Genomic DNA, 14,852 nt, shown 5'->3' with positions numbered 1-14,852 from the left:
TTATTTGCAATTTGACTACATCATTATCGGGGCCGGCTCTGCCGGCAACGTACTGGCAACACGACTGACTGAAGATCCGAACACCACCGTCCTGCTGCTTGAGGCGGGCGGGCCGGACTACCGCTTTGACTTCCGCACCCAGATGCCTGCCGCGCTGGCCTTCCCGTTGCAGGGCAAGCGCTACAACTGGGCGTATGAAACCGAGCCTGAGCCTTTCATGAACAATCGCCGCATGGAATGCGGACGGGGTAAAGGGCTGGGCGGCTCGTCGCTGATCAACGGCATGTGCTACGTGCGCGGTAACGCGATGGATCTGGACAACTGGGCGAAACAATCGGGTCTGGAGCACTGGAGCTACCTCAACTGCCTGCCCTACTACCGCAAGGCAGAGACCCGCGACGTGGGGCCGAACGACTACCACGGCGGCGACGGTCCGGTGAGCGTCACCACCTCTAAGCCGGGCGTGAACCCGCTGTTTGAAGCGATGGTAGAGGCGGGCGTGCAGGCGGGCTACCCGCGCACCGACGACCTTAACGGCTATCAGCAGGAAGGCTTTGGCCCGATGGACCGTACGGTCACGCCGCAGGGCCGACGCGCCAGCACCGCGCGCGGCTATCTGGACCAGGCCAAACCGCGCCCGAATCTGACCATCCGCACCCACGCCATGACCGATCACATTATCTTTGACGGCAAGCGCGCGGTGGGCGTCGAGTGGCTGGAAGGCGAAAGCACCATTCCGTCAAAAGCGACAGCGAAGAAAGAGGTGCTGCTGTGCGCGGGCGCCATCGCGTCTCCGCAGATCCTCCAGCGCTCCGGCGTGGGCAACGCTGAACTGCTGAAGCAGTTTGATATCCCGCTGGTGCATGATTTACCCGGGGTGGGTGAAAACTTGCAGGATCACCTGGAGATGTACCTTCAGTATGAATGTAAGGAGCCGGTCTCCCTCTACCCTGCCCTGCAATGGTGGAACCAGCCGAAGATTGGCGCGGAGTGGCTGTTTGGCGGCACAGGCGTGGGCGCGAGCAACCACTTCGAAGCGGGCGGGTTTATCCGCAGCCGCGAGGAGTTCGAGTGGCCGAACATTCAGTATCACTTCCTGCCGGTGGCGATTAACTACAACGGCTCGAACGCGGTGAAAGAACATGGCTTCCAGTGCCACGTTGGCTCCATGCGCTCGCCGAGCCGCGGCCACGTGCGCATCAAGTCGCGCGATCCGCAACAGCATCCGGCGATCCTGTTCAACTACATGTCCCACGAGCAGGACTGGCAGGAGTTCCGCGACGCGATCCGCATCACCCGCGAGATCATGCACCAGCCTGCGCTGGACAAGTATCGCGGTCGTGAAATCAGCCCAGGTGTCGAATGCCAGACCGACGAACAGCTGGACGAGTTCGTGCGCAACCACGCCGAAACCGCCTTCCACCCGTGCGGCACCTGCAAAATGGGCTACGACGAGATGGCGGTGGTCGACGGCGAAGGCCGCGTTCACGGGCTGGAAGGGCTGCGCGTGGTGGATGCGTCGATTATGCCGCAGATTATCACCGGCAACCTGAACGCCACCACCATCATGATTGGCGAAAAGATTGCCGACGCCATTCGCGGGCGCGAGCCGCTGGCGAAGAGCACGGCGGCGTATTATGTGGCGGATGGGGCGCCGGTTCGCCGCTGAGTGCGAACTTCTCCCCTCACCCCGGCCCTCTCCCAAAGGGAGAGGGTGTCATCGTCCCTTCTCCCTCTGGGAGAGGGTTAGGGTGAGGGGAAATTATTGCCGAAATGCTTCAAGCCGCTTAACCTGCCGTCCTTCCCCGTCAAAATTCTCCGCCGCCAGCCAGGCGCGCAGCTCTGCATCGCGCTGCGGCCATTCGCCGTCAATAATCGAAAGCATATCGCTGTCGCGGTTGCGTCCTTTGCGCACCAGCTTCTGGCGCAGGCGCCCTTCCCAGACAAACCCCAGCCGCTCCGCCGCGTTGCGTGAGGCGATGTTCATCGAATCGCACTTCCACTCCAGCCGGCGATATTGATGCTCAAAGGCATTTTTCAGCAGCAGCCACACCGCTTCGGTACCCACGCGGGTGCCCTTCATTCTGCGCGACCAGGTGACGTGGCCGATCTCAACCGAGCCCTGAAAGCGTTCTATCGCCATATAGCTGACCAGCCCTACCGCCTTTTCGGTGCGCAGATCGATAACGGCAAAGGGCACCAGGTCGTCATCCAGCACCTTTCCCAGCACCCAGTGCGCAGTGGCCTCAACGCTCACAGGCTGGGTGCTGGCAAGCCACGTCCAGTCGCTGTCGTCACCCAGCGCATAGGCTTCAAACAAATCAGCCGAATGGCGGTCAGCATCCAGCGACTCCAGGCGGCAATACTGCCCGGTGAGCAGGGTACGGGTTAACGCGCGGGCGCATTTCCAGTCCGGGACAATATCGTTAACGGTTTGACCATGTTGATTGATTTCGGGCACGGCGGTGACTCCCTGAAAGGTAAGGAGTTTGTTATAGCAGGTTAAAAAGCGAACGAAAAGAGAGGTGACTCATAACCAGACCGAATGCGTTATTCCCGGAGGGCATAAGCAAAGCAGAATTTCGACTTTGAGGAAATCCTCAGCCAGCCTACCGTAACGGTGCATAAAACAATCACAATATATTTTCTTCAGGGATCGCTATGAATAAAAAACTGCTGCCGTTACTGGTGCTGGCTGCGCTCTCAAGCGCTGCTCACGCCGCTACCCCGCCCAACACGCTGGTTGTCGCCCAGGGTCTGGATGATATCGTGAGCCTTGACCCGGCCGAAGCCAACGAACTTTCCAGCATCCAGACCGTACCGAGTTTGTATCAGCGTCTGGTACAGCCGGACCGCGATAACCCGGAAAAAATCACCCCGGTTCTGGCCGAAAGCTGGGAAGCGGACGCGGCAGCAAAAACCCTGACCATCAAACTTAAGCCCGATGCAAAATTTGCCTCCGGCAACCCGCTGCGCCCGGAAGATGTGATCTTCTCATATACCCGCGCCGTGACGCTGAACAAATCCCCGGCGTTTATCCTCAACGTACTGGGCTGGGACGCCAGCAACATCGCCAGCCAGCTGAAGAAAGTGGACGACCATACCCTCACGCTTCGCTGGACGGCGGACGTCAGCCCGTCGGTAGCGCTGAATATACTCTCCACGCCGATTGCCTCCATCGTCGATGAAAAGCAGGTTGCGGCGAACGTGAAGGATAACGACTTCGGCAACGCGTGGTTAAAAATGCACTCTGCGGGCAGCGGCGCGTTCAAAATGCGCGTTTACCAGCCGCATCAGGCCATCGTGCTGGAAGCCAACGAATCCGCGCCCGGCGGCGCGCCGAAGCTTAAAAGCATCATCATTAAAAACGTCCCCGATCCCGCTTCCCGCCGCCTGCTGATCCAGCAGGGTGATGCGGACGTGGCGCGCGATCTGGGTGCAGACCAGATAATCGCCCTCAGCGGCAAGCCGGGTGTGAAGGTGCTTAGCATCCCTTCTGCCGAGCAAAACTATCTGGTGTTTAACACCGGCAACAGCGCTAACCCGCTGCTGAATAATCCAGCGTTCTGGGAAGCCTCGCGCTGGCTGGTGGATTATGAAGGCATCACCAAAGATCTGCTGAAAGGCCAGTATTTTGTTCATCAGAGCTTCCTGCCGGTCGGCCTGCCGGGCGCGCTGGAGGACAATCCGTTCACGTTTGACCCGGCAAAAGCAAAAGCGATCCTCGCCAGGGCGGGCATCAAAGACGCGCATTTCACGCTGGACGTAGAGAATAAACCGCCGTTCATCACCATCGCGCAATCCATGCAGGCGAGCTTCGCTCAGGGCGGCGTGAAGGTGGATCTGCTGCCCGCGGCGGGTAGCCAGGTGTACGCCCGCGTGCGTGCGAAACAGCATCAGGCGGCCATACGTCTGTGGATCCCGGACTACTTCGATGCACACTCCAACGCCAGCGCCTTCGCATGGAATGACGGGAAATCCAGCACCGTGGCCGGGCTTAACGGCTGGAAAATTCCGGAGCTGAACAACGCTACGCTGGCGGCGGTTGCCGAGCCGGATCCGGCAAAACGTCTGGATCTGTATAAGAAGATGCAGGAACAGTTACAGCATAACTCGCCGTATGTGTTCGTTGACCAGGGCAAAACCCAGATCGTGGTGCGCGATAACGTGAAGGGGTATCAGCAGGGGCTGAACGCGGATATGGTCTGGTACGATCGCGTTACGAAGTAGCCCTTGTTGCCGGGTGGCGCTGCGCTTACCCGGCCTACGTTCCTGGTTTTTGCAGGCCGGGTAAGGCGAAGCCGCCACCCGGCATAAAGAGATTTCCCATGCCACATCTTTCCACCCGCGTGCTTCAGGGTCTGCTGACTCTCCTGCTCACGCTGTTCGGGCTACTGCTGGTCACGTTTGCGCTCTCTGCCTTTTCCCCGGTCGATCGCGTATTGCAGATCGTCGGCGATCACGCCAGCCAGTCCACTTACGATCAGGTTCGCCACCAGCTTGGGCTGGATCGGCCTCTTCCCGTACAGTTCTGGCACTACCTGCAAAACCTCGCTCACGGTGATTTAGGCACCGCCAGCGCTACCGGTCAGCCGGTATTGCAGGACCTGCTGCACGCCTTTCCCGCCACGCTGGAACTGGCAACGCTGGCGCTAATTATCGGCACGGTACTCGGCGTGATTGCGGGTGTACTGTGCGCCCGCTACGCCGGTTCGCCACTGGACTTAGCGATCAGAACGCTCACCCTGCTCGGCAATTCGGTGCCAATATTCTGGCTCGGACTGCTGATGCTGGCTCTGTTCTACGCGAAACTACAGTGGAGCGCTGGCCCCGGCAGGCTGGACGACATCTGGCAATTCACCGTTGAGCCACGAACCGGATTTGCGCTGGTTGATACCTGGCTTTCCGGCGACCGCGAGGCGTTCCGCAACGCCATCAGCCACCTGGTGCTGCCGGTACTGCTGCTGGCCTACTACTCGCTGGCAAGTATCACCCGACTGACGCGCTCCGCCTGTCTGAGCGAGATGAACAAAGAGTACATATTGCTCGCCCGCGCCAAGGGCGCCGGAGAGATGACCATCCTGCTGCGTCACGTGCTGCCGAACATTCGCAGTACCCTATTGACGGTGATTGCGCTGGCCTACACCAGCATGCTGGAGGGCGCGGTATTAACCGAAACCGTCTTCTCGTGGCCGGGCATCGGGCGCTACCTCACCACGGCCCTGTTCGCCGGTGACACCACCGCCGTGATGGGCGGCACGCTGCTGATTGGCGTCTGCTTTGTTCTGATCAATAACCTTACCGACCTGCTTGTGCGGGCGACCGATCCCAGGGTGCGCTAATGCCGTTTTATCTCTTCTTACGCCGCCTGCGCCGCTCCCCTGCCGCGTTTTGCGGGCTGATCGCCATCGCGCTGCTGGTGCTTATTGCCCTGCTAGCACCGTGGCTTGCGCCGCATGACCCCAACTGGCAGGACGCCGCCGCGCGTCTGCAACCGCCCAACGCGCAGCACTGGCTGGGTACCGATAGCTATGGGCGGGATCTGCTCTCCCGATTAATCTACGGCACCCGTCCGGCACTGGGGCTGGTGGCCTTAGTCACCGTTATTACCCTCCCCGCCGGTCTGCTGGTGGGGATTTTGTCAGGCTACTACGGCGGCTGGATGGAGCGCATCCTGATGCGCTTTACCGACGTGGTGATGTCGATGCCGCGCCTGATCCTCGCCTTCGCGTTTGTCGCGATGCTCGGCCCCGGTCTGGTGAACGGCGCGCTGGCGCTGGCCTTAACGACCTGGCCTGCCTATGCGCGCCAGGCGCGCAGTGAAATCCAGCGTCTGCGCCACAGCGATTATCTGGCCGCCGCGGAGATGATGGGCATTCGCGGCCCGCGCCTGCTGGTCGGCCATATTCTGCCCCTGTGCCTGCCCTCCGCGATTGTACGGCTGGCGCTGGATCTGGCCGGGATCATTCTGGCCGCCGCCGGGCTGGGCTTCCTTGGCCTGGGCGCACGTCCACCGATGGCGGAATGGGGCGCGATGATAGCCGACGGCATGCAGGTCATTTTTGACCAGTGGTGGATTGCCGCCATTCCAGGTGGGGCGATTCTGTTTGCCAGCCTGGCCTTTAACCTGCTGGGCGATGGCCTGCGCGACGTACTGGAGCCACAGCATGACTGAACACCGCGTCATCGTCGATGCGCTAAATATCGACTACCCCGCCGCGCGCGTGGTCAACAACCTGAGCTTTACGTTAGGCAACGAGCGGCTGGCGCTGGTGGGAGAATCCGGCTCCGGCAAGTCCATGTCTGCCCGCGCCCTGCTGGGGCTGGTGCGCAAGCCCGGCATCGTGAGCGCTAAGCGGCTTAACGTGCTTGGCAACGACCTGCTGACCCTGAACAGCCGCCGCTGGCAGGCGCTGCGCGGCAACGGCATTGCGATGGTTCTACAGGACCCGCGCTACGCGCTAAACCCGGTGAAAACCGTCGCCGCCCAGCTTGATGAGGCGCTGACCCTCCATCAGCGCCTGCCCCGCGCCGAACGCCTGGCGCGCATTCACGATATCATCCGCGCCGTGGGGCTGAACGAGCACGTGCTCCAGCGCTATCCCGGCGAACTCTCCGGCGGCATGGGCCAGCGCGTGATGATCGCCATTGCGCTCGTCAACAACCCGCAGGTGCTGATCGCCGACGAACCGACTTCCGCGCTGGACGCACGCCTGCGCAACCAGATCCTGGAGCTGCTGGTACAGCAGTGCGAGGCGCGGCAGATGGCGATGCTGCTAATCAGCCACGACTTGCCGCTCGTCGCGGAACACTGTGACCGCGTGCTGGTGATGTATCAGGGTGAGAAAGTTGATGAAATGGCGGCGAGCCAGTTGCCGCAGGCAACCCATCCTTACACGCGCACGCTCTGGACCTGCCGCCCGAACGCCGGGACGTTTGGCCAGATGCTGCCGACGCTCGACCGTTCGCAACCGTGGAAGGAGGCCGACAATGGCACTCGTTGAGGTTAACCAGCTCCGGGTGAGTTTTGGTGAAAAAACGGCGGTTTCCGCCGCCAGTTTTGCGATCGAAAAAGGCGAAACCTTCAGCCTGATCGGTGAATCCGGCTGCGGCAAATCGACTCTTCTGCGCGTGCTGGCGGGGCTGCTGCGCGAGTGGAATGGCCACATTTCCGTCCTCGGGGAAAATTTACGGCCAGGACGACGTTTTGAAGGCGCGCTTCGACGTAACGTGCAGATGGTGTTCCAGGATCCGTGGGCGTCTTTGCACCCGAACCACACCATTGCCCGCACCCTGTCGGAGCCGTTAAACATCCACGGCGAAACCCAGGTTGCCGAAAAGGTGGCGGATGCGCTGCAACAGGTGGGTCTGGCTGCCGACGCCAGCAGGCGTTACCCGCATCAGCTTTCCGGCGGACAGCGTCAGCGCGTGGCCATCGCCCGCGCGCTGCTGCTGCGCCCGCAGCTTCTGCTGCTGGATGAACCGACCTCGGCGCTGGATATGTCGGTACAGGCGGAGATCCTGAACCTGCTCAACCGCCTGAAGGCGCAGCACGGCATGACCTACCTGCTGGTGAGCCACGATGCGGACGTGATTGCGCATATGTCCGACCGGGCGGCATTTATGGCGCACGGGGAGATCCAGCGGGTATTTGACCGTGAAGCAATGTTGCGGGGGGAGCACAGGATGGGGTAAGTGCGCGCGGCGGTGCCCGGTGGTGCTGCGCTTACCGGGCCTACGTTTCGTGCCGCGTTGATGGTTTTTCGTAGGCCGGGTAAGGCGTAGCCGCCACCCGGCAAAACGTTACTTCAGCAGCTTCACCGTGGCATCGATGTCGATCTCATCTTCAGTGAAGATCAGCGTCGTGTTCTGGAAGGTAGTGATCGCCAGCTTCTTCACCGTGCGCATTTCGCCCGGCTTTTTCTCGGTTTTGGGTTTGATGCTGTTCATCAGCAGCCCGACCGACAGCACCGCATTCTCTTTGTCGATTTTGGTCTCAACGGGCTCTTCCTCGCTGAACACCACGAAGGATTTGATCGAGGTGAGCTTCACGCGCTCGCCCGCAATATAAAGATGCTTACTCTCCGGGATCACCTTCACCGCATACGCGGAAAGGCCTTTGCTGTTGGTGGTGGGCTCGAAGGTCACCGCCGCATCTTTCTTAATCAGATCAGGGTTGGCGACCTTAATCACATGAAAATAGCGGTTGTCGCCGTTTTCATCTTTGATAAATCCAAAGCCTTTATCTTTAAACCACGTTGTGATTGTACCGTTCATCGCTGTTACCGCCTGTCAGATCTCAAGACTAAAGTTTTGCAGCGCGCAGTGTAATGCACAATGGCTGACGAGACAAAAAAAAGCCCCTGCACGGGAGCAGGGGAAAGTTCATGTCAGAGCTTTTTAGTATTGTGTATTTAGTTGAACACCATCCCACCATCAATCAGCAGCGACTGACCGGTCATGTAGTCGGAATCCGGCCCGGCGAGGTAAGAGACGCAGGCAGCCACGTCTTCCGGTTCGGACAAACGGCCAAGCGTGATGCGTTTGGCAAAGGTTTCCGTCCCGTAGCCAAGCGGTTTACCCGCCGCCTCGGAGACCTGACGGTCGATTTCCGCCCACATCGGCGTTTTGACGATCCCCGGGCAGTAGGCGTTAACAGTGATCCCCAGCGGCGCGAGATCCCGCGCGGCGGTCTGGGTTAAGCCGCGCACCGCGAATTTACTGGAACTGTAGACGGCCAGCTCCGGGTTACCGGTGTGGCCCGCCTGGGAGCAGGCGTTGATGATCTTGCCGCCGTGCCCCTCTTTACGAAACGCGTCAATTGCGGCCTGAATGCCCCAGATCACCCCTTTCACGTTGATGTTGTAAACCTTGTCGACAATCTCCGGCGTGATGGATTCGATGGGCGTGGACGGCGCCACCCCGGCGTTATTGACGATGACGTTAAAACCGCCCAGCGCGGTGCGGGCTTTTTCCACCGCCGCGAACACCTGCTCGCGGTCAGAGACGTCCACCTTCACGGCGACGGCCTTCCCGCCGTTACGGTTGATCTCATCCGCGACCGCTTTCGCCGTCTCTTCGTTGTAATCCGCAATAGCAACGGCAAAACCATCCTTCACCAGGCGAAGCGCGATCGCTTTGCCAATCCCCTGGCCGGAGCCGGTTACGAGAGCCACTTTTTGCATTTCTCTGTCCTTATATTGATTCACAAAATCTGGCTGAGATGGAGCTGGCCCATCAGCAGCGGGTTATCGCTGTAGTCGACGGGAATGGCCACCACGGCCGGGCCATCGACATCCATTGCCGCACGCAGCGTCGGTTCGAGCGCATCGGCGCTCTCGACGGCAAAGCCTTTCGCACCGAACGCGTCGGCATAGGCTTTGAAATCGACCGGGCCGAACTCGACGCCGGAAAGCCTCTGGTATTTTTTCTCTTCCTGGATGGCCACCATGTTGTAGGCGTTATCCACCCAGATGATGTGCAGCACGTTGGCGTTGAGGCGTACGGCGGTTTCCAGCTCCATGCTCGACTGCAAAAAGCCGCCGTCCCCGGAGACCGAGACCACCTTGCGCCCAGGGTTGACCAGCCACGCGCCAATCGCCCACGGCAGCGCCACGCCCATGGTCTGCTGACCGTTGGAGATCATCACCTGACGCGCCCGGAAGCTGTAGAGGTAGCGGGCGATCCAGATATGGAAGCTGCCCATGTCGACGGTGAGCGTCACGTCGTTGTTCACAATGTCCTGCATGGCGCGCACGATGCGCAGCGGATGCAGGGCAAACTGGTTAAGCGATGCGCCGCGACGGTCGAGGAGGTCCCGCTGATGCTGGCGATCGACAAGAATTTCCGAGGCGCGCTGGCTGAGTTCAAGTTTGTGCTCGATTCGACTGGCAAGCAGATTCAGCGTGGCGGCAATATCCCCGACCAGTTCCAGATCGGGAACATACTTGCGCTCCTCATAAGCGGGCAGCACGTCAATGTGCACCAGCGTCGCGTCGCCGCTGTTCCACATGGACGGCTCGTATTCCACCGGGCTGTAGCCGATGCAGATAATCAGGTCCGCCAGATGCAGCAGCCGGTCGCCCGCCTGGTTGTTAAAGAGTCCGACGCGTCCGGCGAAGCGGGTGAAGTGTTCCTGATTCACCGCCCCGGCGGCCTGATAGGTGCTGGTGACCGGAATACGGCTTCTCTCCAGCAGCTTATGCAGCGCGGCGCTGTTGGCGGGCTGGCTGGCCATCAGGCCGAGTAAGATGACCGGGTTTTTGGCCTTCGCGATAAGCTTCGCCACGTCGTTGATGGCTGACTCCGGCGCCGGGCCCATCAGCGCCGCGGTGCTGGCGGGTAAAATCGCCCCCGTGGTGGGCTGGTCGACAATATCCTGCGGCAGGCTGACAAACGCCCCGCCCGGCCTGCCCTGCTCGGCAGCGCGAAACGCGTTCGACACCACCTCGGCAATCGCGTCCGGTGAATTAACTTCGACGGCGTATTTGGTGACCGGGCTGAACATGGCGACGGTATCCATGCTCTGGTGCACCAGTTTCGCTTTATCTGCCCGCTTCACCGCCCCGCCCAGCGCGACCACAGGGTCACCTTCGCTGTTGGCGGTGGCGATGCCGGTGATCAGGTTGGAGCAGCCCGGCCCGGAGGTGACCAGCGCGACTCCGGCCTTGCCGGTTAACCGTCCTACCGCTGCCGCCATAAACGCCGCGTTCGCCTCGTGACGCACCGGGATAATCTCGATGGAGGAGTCCAGCAGGGAGTCAAAGACCTTGTCGATTTTTGCGCCCGGTATGCCGAACACCTGCTTCACACCCTGCGCTTCCAGCTGGCCGACAACCATATCGGCGCCGTGCGCCCACTGACGTGACTGTTTCTCACTGTTCACGGTAGTTCTCCTGTTAGTTTTCGACGGCGCGGATAGCCGCATCAAGGTTGCTGGGGTGCAGGTTGGCCTGTAAAAACGCGCTGTCGGCGGGCAGGTCAATCATCAGCTTGTGGATTTCGCCGAAGGTGAGCACGCCGTTCTCCAGCTGATAGTCGAGCAGGTGGCCCCCGCCCTGACGGTCGTCGGTGATAAAGTGTTCGTGATAGCCCGCCACGTTAATGCCCTGCATATGCTGCGGGGTGCGGAACCCGACCAGCACGCCCTCGCGCTGGTTAAAGCGGAACACCGGCTGGTCATCCAGCACGTCGGTCATCGCCCGGTACGGCGGTGTCTGGCGCGGTACGGTGCGGGTGTGCGCGTGGCGGAAATTGCCGTCGATGCGCAGCGCACAGAACAGGTTATCGGAGGGGATTTGCTGGTCGATCACGTCGTGGATCTGCTGACGGCTGACCGGCCCGTCGAAGGCTTTGCGGTACTGCGGCTGGAACCAGGTCATCACCGCGAACGGCGTTTTTTGCTCCGGCTTCGCGGCGCGGGCGCTGCCGTCGGCGCGCAGCTGGTACACCTGGCTGCTAAAGGCAATCATTTCACCGTCCAGCTCGTTAAAGGTACCGAGACCAAAATCACCGTGTGCCAGCAGGTCGGCGATGGTCGTCTCCCCTTCGTAGACGCCGCTTAGCAGGGCGCTCATTAGCGATGTCTGATAGATCACGCTGTCAGGATGCTGAGCCGAGAACCCACGCAGGGTCTCGCATAAACTCGCCTCACAGTCGCATGCAGATGAATGCATCATCATGCCCGTCCTCTTCAACTTTATTTATAAAGGTTAAATAAATGTTGACCCGATTCAGCAGAGAGTTCCAATATAGAATCCATGCTGGTTTGAGACGTTTTTGATATGGAACTTCGTTATCTGCGCTATTTTGTCGCGGTAGCACGCGAGCGACACTTCACCAGGGCGGCCAAAGCGCTGGGTATTTCACAGCCTCCTCTGAGTCAGCAGATCAAACGGCTCGAAGAGGAAGTGGGCACGCCGCTGTTCAGGCGCCTGACGCGGGGCGTGGAGCTGACCGAAGCGGGAGAGGCCTTCTATGAGGACGCCTGTAAGATCCTGGCGCTGAGCGACGCCGCGCTGGAGAAAGCCCGGGGCATCGCGCGCGGGCTGAACGGCAGCCTGTCGATTGGCATCACCAGTTCAGATGCTTTTCATCCCAAAATCTTCGCCCTGATTCGCCAGTTTCAGGTGCAGAACATGGCAGTGCAGGTTCACCAGGTGGAAGCCAATATGTCGTCGCTGACGACGATGCTGGCGGAGGGTGAGCTGGATATCGCCTTTGTGCGCCTGCCGTGCGAAAGCAGTAAGGTGTTCGAATTAAAAATCCTCGATCGGGAGCCGATGGTGGTGGCGCTGCATCGCGATCATCCTCTGGCGGCATGTGGCGATCTGGCGCTGGATGAGCTGCGGGATACGCCGGTGGTGCTGTTCCCCCAGGAGGTCGCGCCGGGGCTGTATGACCGCGTTTACGGCAGCTGCGAGCGGGCCGGGATCGATATGCAACACACGCTGCAATCTTCACAACTTTCCTCTTCCCTGAGCATGGTTTCCGCCGGCGGCGGGTTCGCGCTGGTGCCGAAATCCATGGCCGCTATTTCTCCGCCGAATGTCACCTACCATGCGCTGCGCTCGCCGGAGCTTTATACCGATATCGCGCTCTGCTGGCGGCGCTTCGAACGTTCGCGGACGGTGAAGCGGTTTCTGGCGATGATGAGCGAGGGGTAGCTACGGTGCGGCTGTGCCCGGCGGCGCTGCGCTTGCGCGGGCCTACGGTTCGTGTCGCGGGTTGGTTGGCTTGTTGGCGGTTTTGTAGGCCGGGTAAGGCGCAGCCGCCACCCGGCAATGCCCTTTGGAAGCCGCCTCGCAAACTTTTAAGCAACCTTATGTAATTCAGGGGCATCCCTTTTCATCCCTTCTTCACCTGCAACTTCCCGATTCTGCGGATCTCTTTGAACTGGCTGGCACCTGTGCGGCATACGTGAGCGTACTGGTGGAAACGGACGATGCGGTGACATTTTCCACGCTCTGTAAGCAACTGCTGGGTTGTTAGCGGAGTTTGTGAAGGAGCCTTATATAACGGCTCACTGAGTCGGCCTTACACAAAGGACAACGTTGTTTGATGAATGACTGTTAAGAGCGTTCAGCAGGCTTCGATGCCAGATCGACTTTCAGCCATCTCATGACTAAAAATTACTGTTCGTGCCGGGTGGGGCATGCAATTGTTAGAGGAATGCACAGGAAGGCGGTCACGCCACAGAGGGCGTGACATAAAATCAGGCCTGGTCGTCTTCTTTACCGTAGTAAAGCTTACCGATCTGAATGAGAGGACGGCCCTGGGATTTGCGGTGCAGGTTGCTGTCACGCAGTGAATAAACGCAGCCGCAGTATTCCTGCTGGTAGAACTGTTCGCGCTTGCTGATTTCAATCATGCGCGACGAACCGCCCTGTTTCCGCCAGTTATAGTCCCAATAGACCATACCCGGATAGTGGGCGGCGGCTCGCTGACCGCAGTCGTTGATTTGCTGCATATTTTTCCAGCGAGAGATGCCCAGTGAGCTGCTAATCACGTTGAAGCCATTTTCAGCGGCGTAAAGCGCAGTCCGCTCAAAGCGCATGTCAAAACACATGGTGCAGCGAATGCCGCGCTCGGGTTCCCATTCCATGCCTTTGGCGCGCTCAAACCAGTTATCTGTATCGTAATCCGCATCGATAAACGGTACGCCGTGCTGTTCGGCAAAGCGAATATTCTCATCCTTACGAATCAGATACTCTTTCTGCGGATGAATGTTCGGATTGTAGAAGAAGATGGTGTAGTCGATCCCTGAGGCCTGGATCGCCTCCATTACCTCACCAGAACACGGAGCGCAACAGGAGTGCAGCAGCAGTTTATCTGCCCCGTTTGGGAGTTCTAGTTTAGGGCGTTTGAAATCAGCGGTAGTCATAAATTTATTTGTTGAGGTAATGAGGACTGAAAACAGTGTAGCATCAGAGCTGTGCTATCGGGAATGGCGGCCAGTCTCATACATATCCCGCAATGCCTGTTATTGACACATAGCGGACGCATCTTTCACACGTTTCTATATAACCTGGTTAGCAAAACTATCTCCGCTGCACTTCTTCTCAGCAAGCAATTCCTGAATACGCTACGCAAATTAAACAAATATTTCAGGCCAAGATAGATCAGGCACGTTAACGCTGGATCATATGCGCGCTGGCGAAGCGTTTTGGTTTGCCGGTGAGCGCATTTGTGGGGAACTGATGCGAGGTTTTCACCCAGACCAATTCCCCAGACGTTAATACCACTATCTCTCTCACCCCTGCCCCTCACTCCCCGCCGCCAGCAGCGGCACCACCACATCGCTGATGGGCACCGCAATCCCGTGCCTGCGGCCGTAGCGCTGGATCACGCCGTTGCGGATGTCCCACTCCATCAGGCGATCCGCCTGACGGTCGGACAGGATCGACAGCATTAAAGATCTGCACTGGGACATTCGCCCCAGCCCGCACATTAGCACCGTGCAGGTGCGGTCGACGGATAAGCCGCTGACGCTCAACAACGCGATTAATATCGCCTGGCTGATCCAGGCCACGTCACACTGGCTGCTGACCACGCGGCCTTATAAGCATCAGGAACGGGATTTTCTGCGGTACCTCTTTACCGTTTTCAGGTGTGTCGCTACGGATAGGTGGATATTCAGACGAGCCGTTATGCGTTTTTGAACAATTAATAAAGAGTCAAATAGACAGAATACCCAATAAACATTCAAGTATTTATTACATCTTCAATTAATATTCACTTAATTATTATTTAAGCAAAACCACCGTATTAATCATTAACAATTTATCCAGATCCAAACCATAAGCCCCCATACCTTCTTAATTTGCATCAACGAAACCGCAGATCGTTTTATA

Annotated in this window: 13 protein-coding genes and 2 pseudogenes; 8 read left to right on the top strand and 7 right to left on the bottom strand. The window is 59.1% G+C overall.

What is annotated here, in order from left to right; translation table 11 throughout:
- The first annotated feature begins 4 nt into the window (after window positions 1-4).
- Entirely contained in the window at window positions 5-1,669 is a 1,665-nt protein-coding gene (gene betA / locus O1721_RS09885; RefSeq protein WP_032647619.1) for a choline dehydrogenase, read from the top strand.
- A gap of 93 nt (window positions 1,670-1,762) precedes the next feature.
- Here the strand turns inward: betA and O1721_RS09880 are convergent, their stop codons facing one another.
- Entirely contained in the window at window positions 1,763-2,461 is a 699-nt protein-coding gene (locus O1721_RS09880) for a GNAT family N-acetyltransferase (RefSeq protein ID WP_032647617.1), read from the bottom strand.
- A gap of 200 nt (window positions 2,462-2,661) precedes the next feature.
- Here O1721_RS09880 and O1721_RS09875 point away from each other — a divergent pair, with 200 nt between their 5' ends.
- From O1721_RS09875 to O1721_RS09855, 5 genes are all read left to right on the top strand, one after another.
- Entirely contained in the window at window positions 2,662-4,230 is a 1,569-nt protein-coding gene (locus O1721_RS09875; protein ID WP_023303250.1) for an ABC transporter substrate-binding protein, read from the top strand.
- Window positions 4,231-4,328: 98 nt separating this feature from the next.
- Window positions 4,329-5,342, top strand: coding sequence for an ABC transporter permease (locus O1721_RS09870; protein ID WP_023303249.1), 1,014 nt, complete (start codon window positions 4,329-4,331; stop codon window positions 5,340-5,342).
- Window positions 5,342-6,175, top strand: a complete 834-nt coding sequence (locus O1721_RS09865; RefSeq protein WP_023296077.1) for an ABC transporter permease — start codon at window positions 5,342-5,344, stop codon at window positions 6,173-6,175. Before O1721_RS09870 ends, O1721_RS09865 begins: the two co-directional genes overlap by 1 nt.
- Window positions 6,168-7,004 carry an ABC transporter ATP-binding protein gene (locus O1721_RS09860; protein WP_032647613.1) on the top strand — a complete coding sequence of 279 codons (837 nt, stop codon included), beginning with the start codon at window positions 6,168-6,170 and terminating at the stop codon, window positions 7,002-7,004. The genes O1721_RS09865 and O1721_RS09860 overlap by 8 nt, the downstream gene beginning before the upstream one ends.
- A complete protein-coding gene (locus O1721_RS09855; RefSeq protein WP_026080549.1) occupies window positions 6,991-7,695 on the top strand; it encodes an ABC transporter ATP-binding protein in 705 nt (234 codons plus the stop codon). Before O1721_RS09860 ends, O1721_RS09855 begins: the two co-directional genes overlap by 14 nt.
- A gap of 108 nt (window positions 7,696-7,803) precedes the next feature.
- On the opposite strand, the gene O1721_RS09850 is transcribed toward O1721_RS09855, so the two are convergent.
- The 4 genes from O1721_RS09850 to budA form a co-directional block, all read right to left on the bottom strand.
- Window positions 7,804-8,277 (bottom strand): cold-shock protein, encoded by a 474-nt coding sequence (locus tag O1721_RS09850; RefSeq protein ID WP_015571193.1) that lies wholly within the window; start codon window positions 8,275-8,277, stop codon window positions 7,804-7,806.
- A gap of 137 nt (window positions 8,278-8,414) precedes the next feature.
- On the bottom strand, window positions 8,415-9,185 hold the full coding sequence (locus O1721_RS09845) for a (S)-acetoin forming diacetyl reductase (protein ID WP_015571194.1): 771 nt from the start codon (window positions 9,183-9,185) through the stop codon (window positions 8,415-8,417).
- Between the two features lie 20 nt (window positions 9,186-9,205).
- The gene (alsS, locus tag O1721_RS09840) at window positions 9,206-10,927 is read right to left on the bottom strand and encodes an acetolactate synthase AlsS (protein WP_152818972.1); all 1,722 of its coding nucleotides are present in this window, start codon (window positions 10,925-10,927) and stop codon (window positions 9,206-9,208) included.
- Window positions 10,899-11,678, bottom strand: coding sequence for an acetolactate decarboxylase (gene budA, locus O1721_RS09835; protein ID WP_026080550.1), 780 nt, complete (start codon window positions 11,676-11,678; stop codon window positions 10,899-10,901). Before budA ends, alsS begins: the two co-directional genes overlap by 29 nt.
- Window positions 11,679-11,783: 105 nt before the next feature.
- On the opposite strand from budA, the gene O1721_RS09830 reads away from it, so the two are divergent.
- On the top strand, window positions 11,784-12,665 hold the full coding sequence (locus O1721_RS09830) for a LysR family transcriptional regulator (protein WP_003858850.1): 882 nt from the start codon (window positions 11,784-11,786) through the stop codon (window positions 12,663-12,665).
- Between the two features lie 548 nt (window positions 12,666-13,213).
- On the opposite strand, the gene O1721_RS09825 is transcribed toward O1721_RS09830, so the two are convergent.
- Both O1721_RS09825 and O1721_RS09820 read right to left on the bottom strand, forming a co-directional pair.
- A complete protein-coding gene (locus tag O1721_RS09825; RefSeq protein WP_023296073.1) occupies window positions 13,214-13,882 on the bottom strand; it encodes an epoxyqueuosine reductase QueH in 669 nt (222 codons plus the stop codon).
- Between the two features lie 369 nt (window positions 13,883-14,251).
- Window positions 14,252-14,404, bottom strand: a pseudogene (locus O1721_RS09820) (ketopantoate reductase C-terminal domain-containing protein); the annotation flags it as partial.
- Between O1721_RS09820 and O1721_RS09815 the strand changes: the two are divergent.
- A pseudogene (locus tag O1721_RS09815) lies at window positions 14,400-14,623 on the top strand (glutamate-cysteine ligase family protein); the annotation flags it as partial. The pseudogenes O1721_RS09820 and O1721_RS09815 overlap by 5 nt on opposite strands.
- Window positions 14,624-14,852: the final 229 nt, after the last annotated feature.

This window comes from Enterobacter cloacae complex sp. HYC033_NIDB (assembly GCF_056673335.1).
The sequence above is the reverse complement of the archived record's forward strand: the minus strand, read 5'-3'. Positions and strand labels throughout refer to the sequence as shown.

Bases quoted from the DNA above. Each gene is read 5' to 3' on its own strand.
- budA (WP_026080550.1), bottom strand. From the start codon at position 11,678: ATGATGCATTCATCTGCATGCGACTGTGAGGCGAGTTTATGCGAGACC.
- alsS (WP_152818972.1), bottom strand. From the start codon at position 10,927: ATGCGGCTATCCGCGCCGTCGAAAACTAACAGGAGAACTACCGTGAAC.
- O1721_RS09875 (WP_023303250.1), top strand. From the start codon at position 2,662: ATGAATAAAAAACTGCTGCCGTTACTGGTGCTGGCTGCGCTCTCAAGC.
- O1721_RS09825 (WP_023296073.1), bottom strand. From the start codon at position 13,882: ATGACTACCGCTGATTTCAAACGCCCTAAACTAGAACTCCCAAACGGG.
- O1721_RS09865 (WP_023296077.1), top strand. From the start codon at position 5,342: ATGCCGTTTTATCTCTTCTTACGCCGCCTGCGCCGCTCCCCTGCCGCG.
- O1721_RS09830 (WP_003858850.1), top strand. From the start codon at position 11,784: ATGGAACTTCGTTATCTGCGCTATTTTGTCGCGGTAGCACGCGAGCGA.
- O1721_RS09850 (WP_015571193.1), bottom strand. From the start codon at position 8,277: ATGAACGGTACAATCACAACGTGGTTTAAAGATAAAGGCTTTGGATTT.
- O1721_RS09860 (WP_032647613.1), top strand. From the start codon at position 6,168: ATGACTGAACACCGCGTCATCGTCGATGCGCTAAATATCGACTACCCC.
- O1721_RS09845 (WP_015571194.1), bottom strand. From the start codon at position 9,185: ATGCAAAAAGTGGCTCTCGTAACCGGCTCCGGCCAGGGGATTGGCAAA.
- O1721_RS09870 (WP_023303249.1), top strand. From the start codon at position 4,329: ATGCCACATCTTTCCACCCGCGTGCTTCAGGGTCTGCTGACTCTCCTG.
- O1721_RS09855 (WP_026080549.1), top strand. From the start codon at position 6,991: ATGGCACTCGTTGAGGTTAACCAGCTCCGGGTGAGTTTTGGTGAAAAA.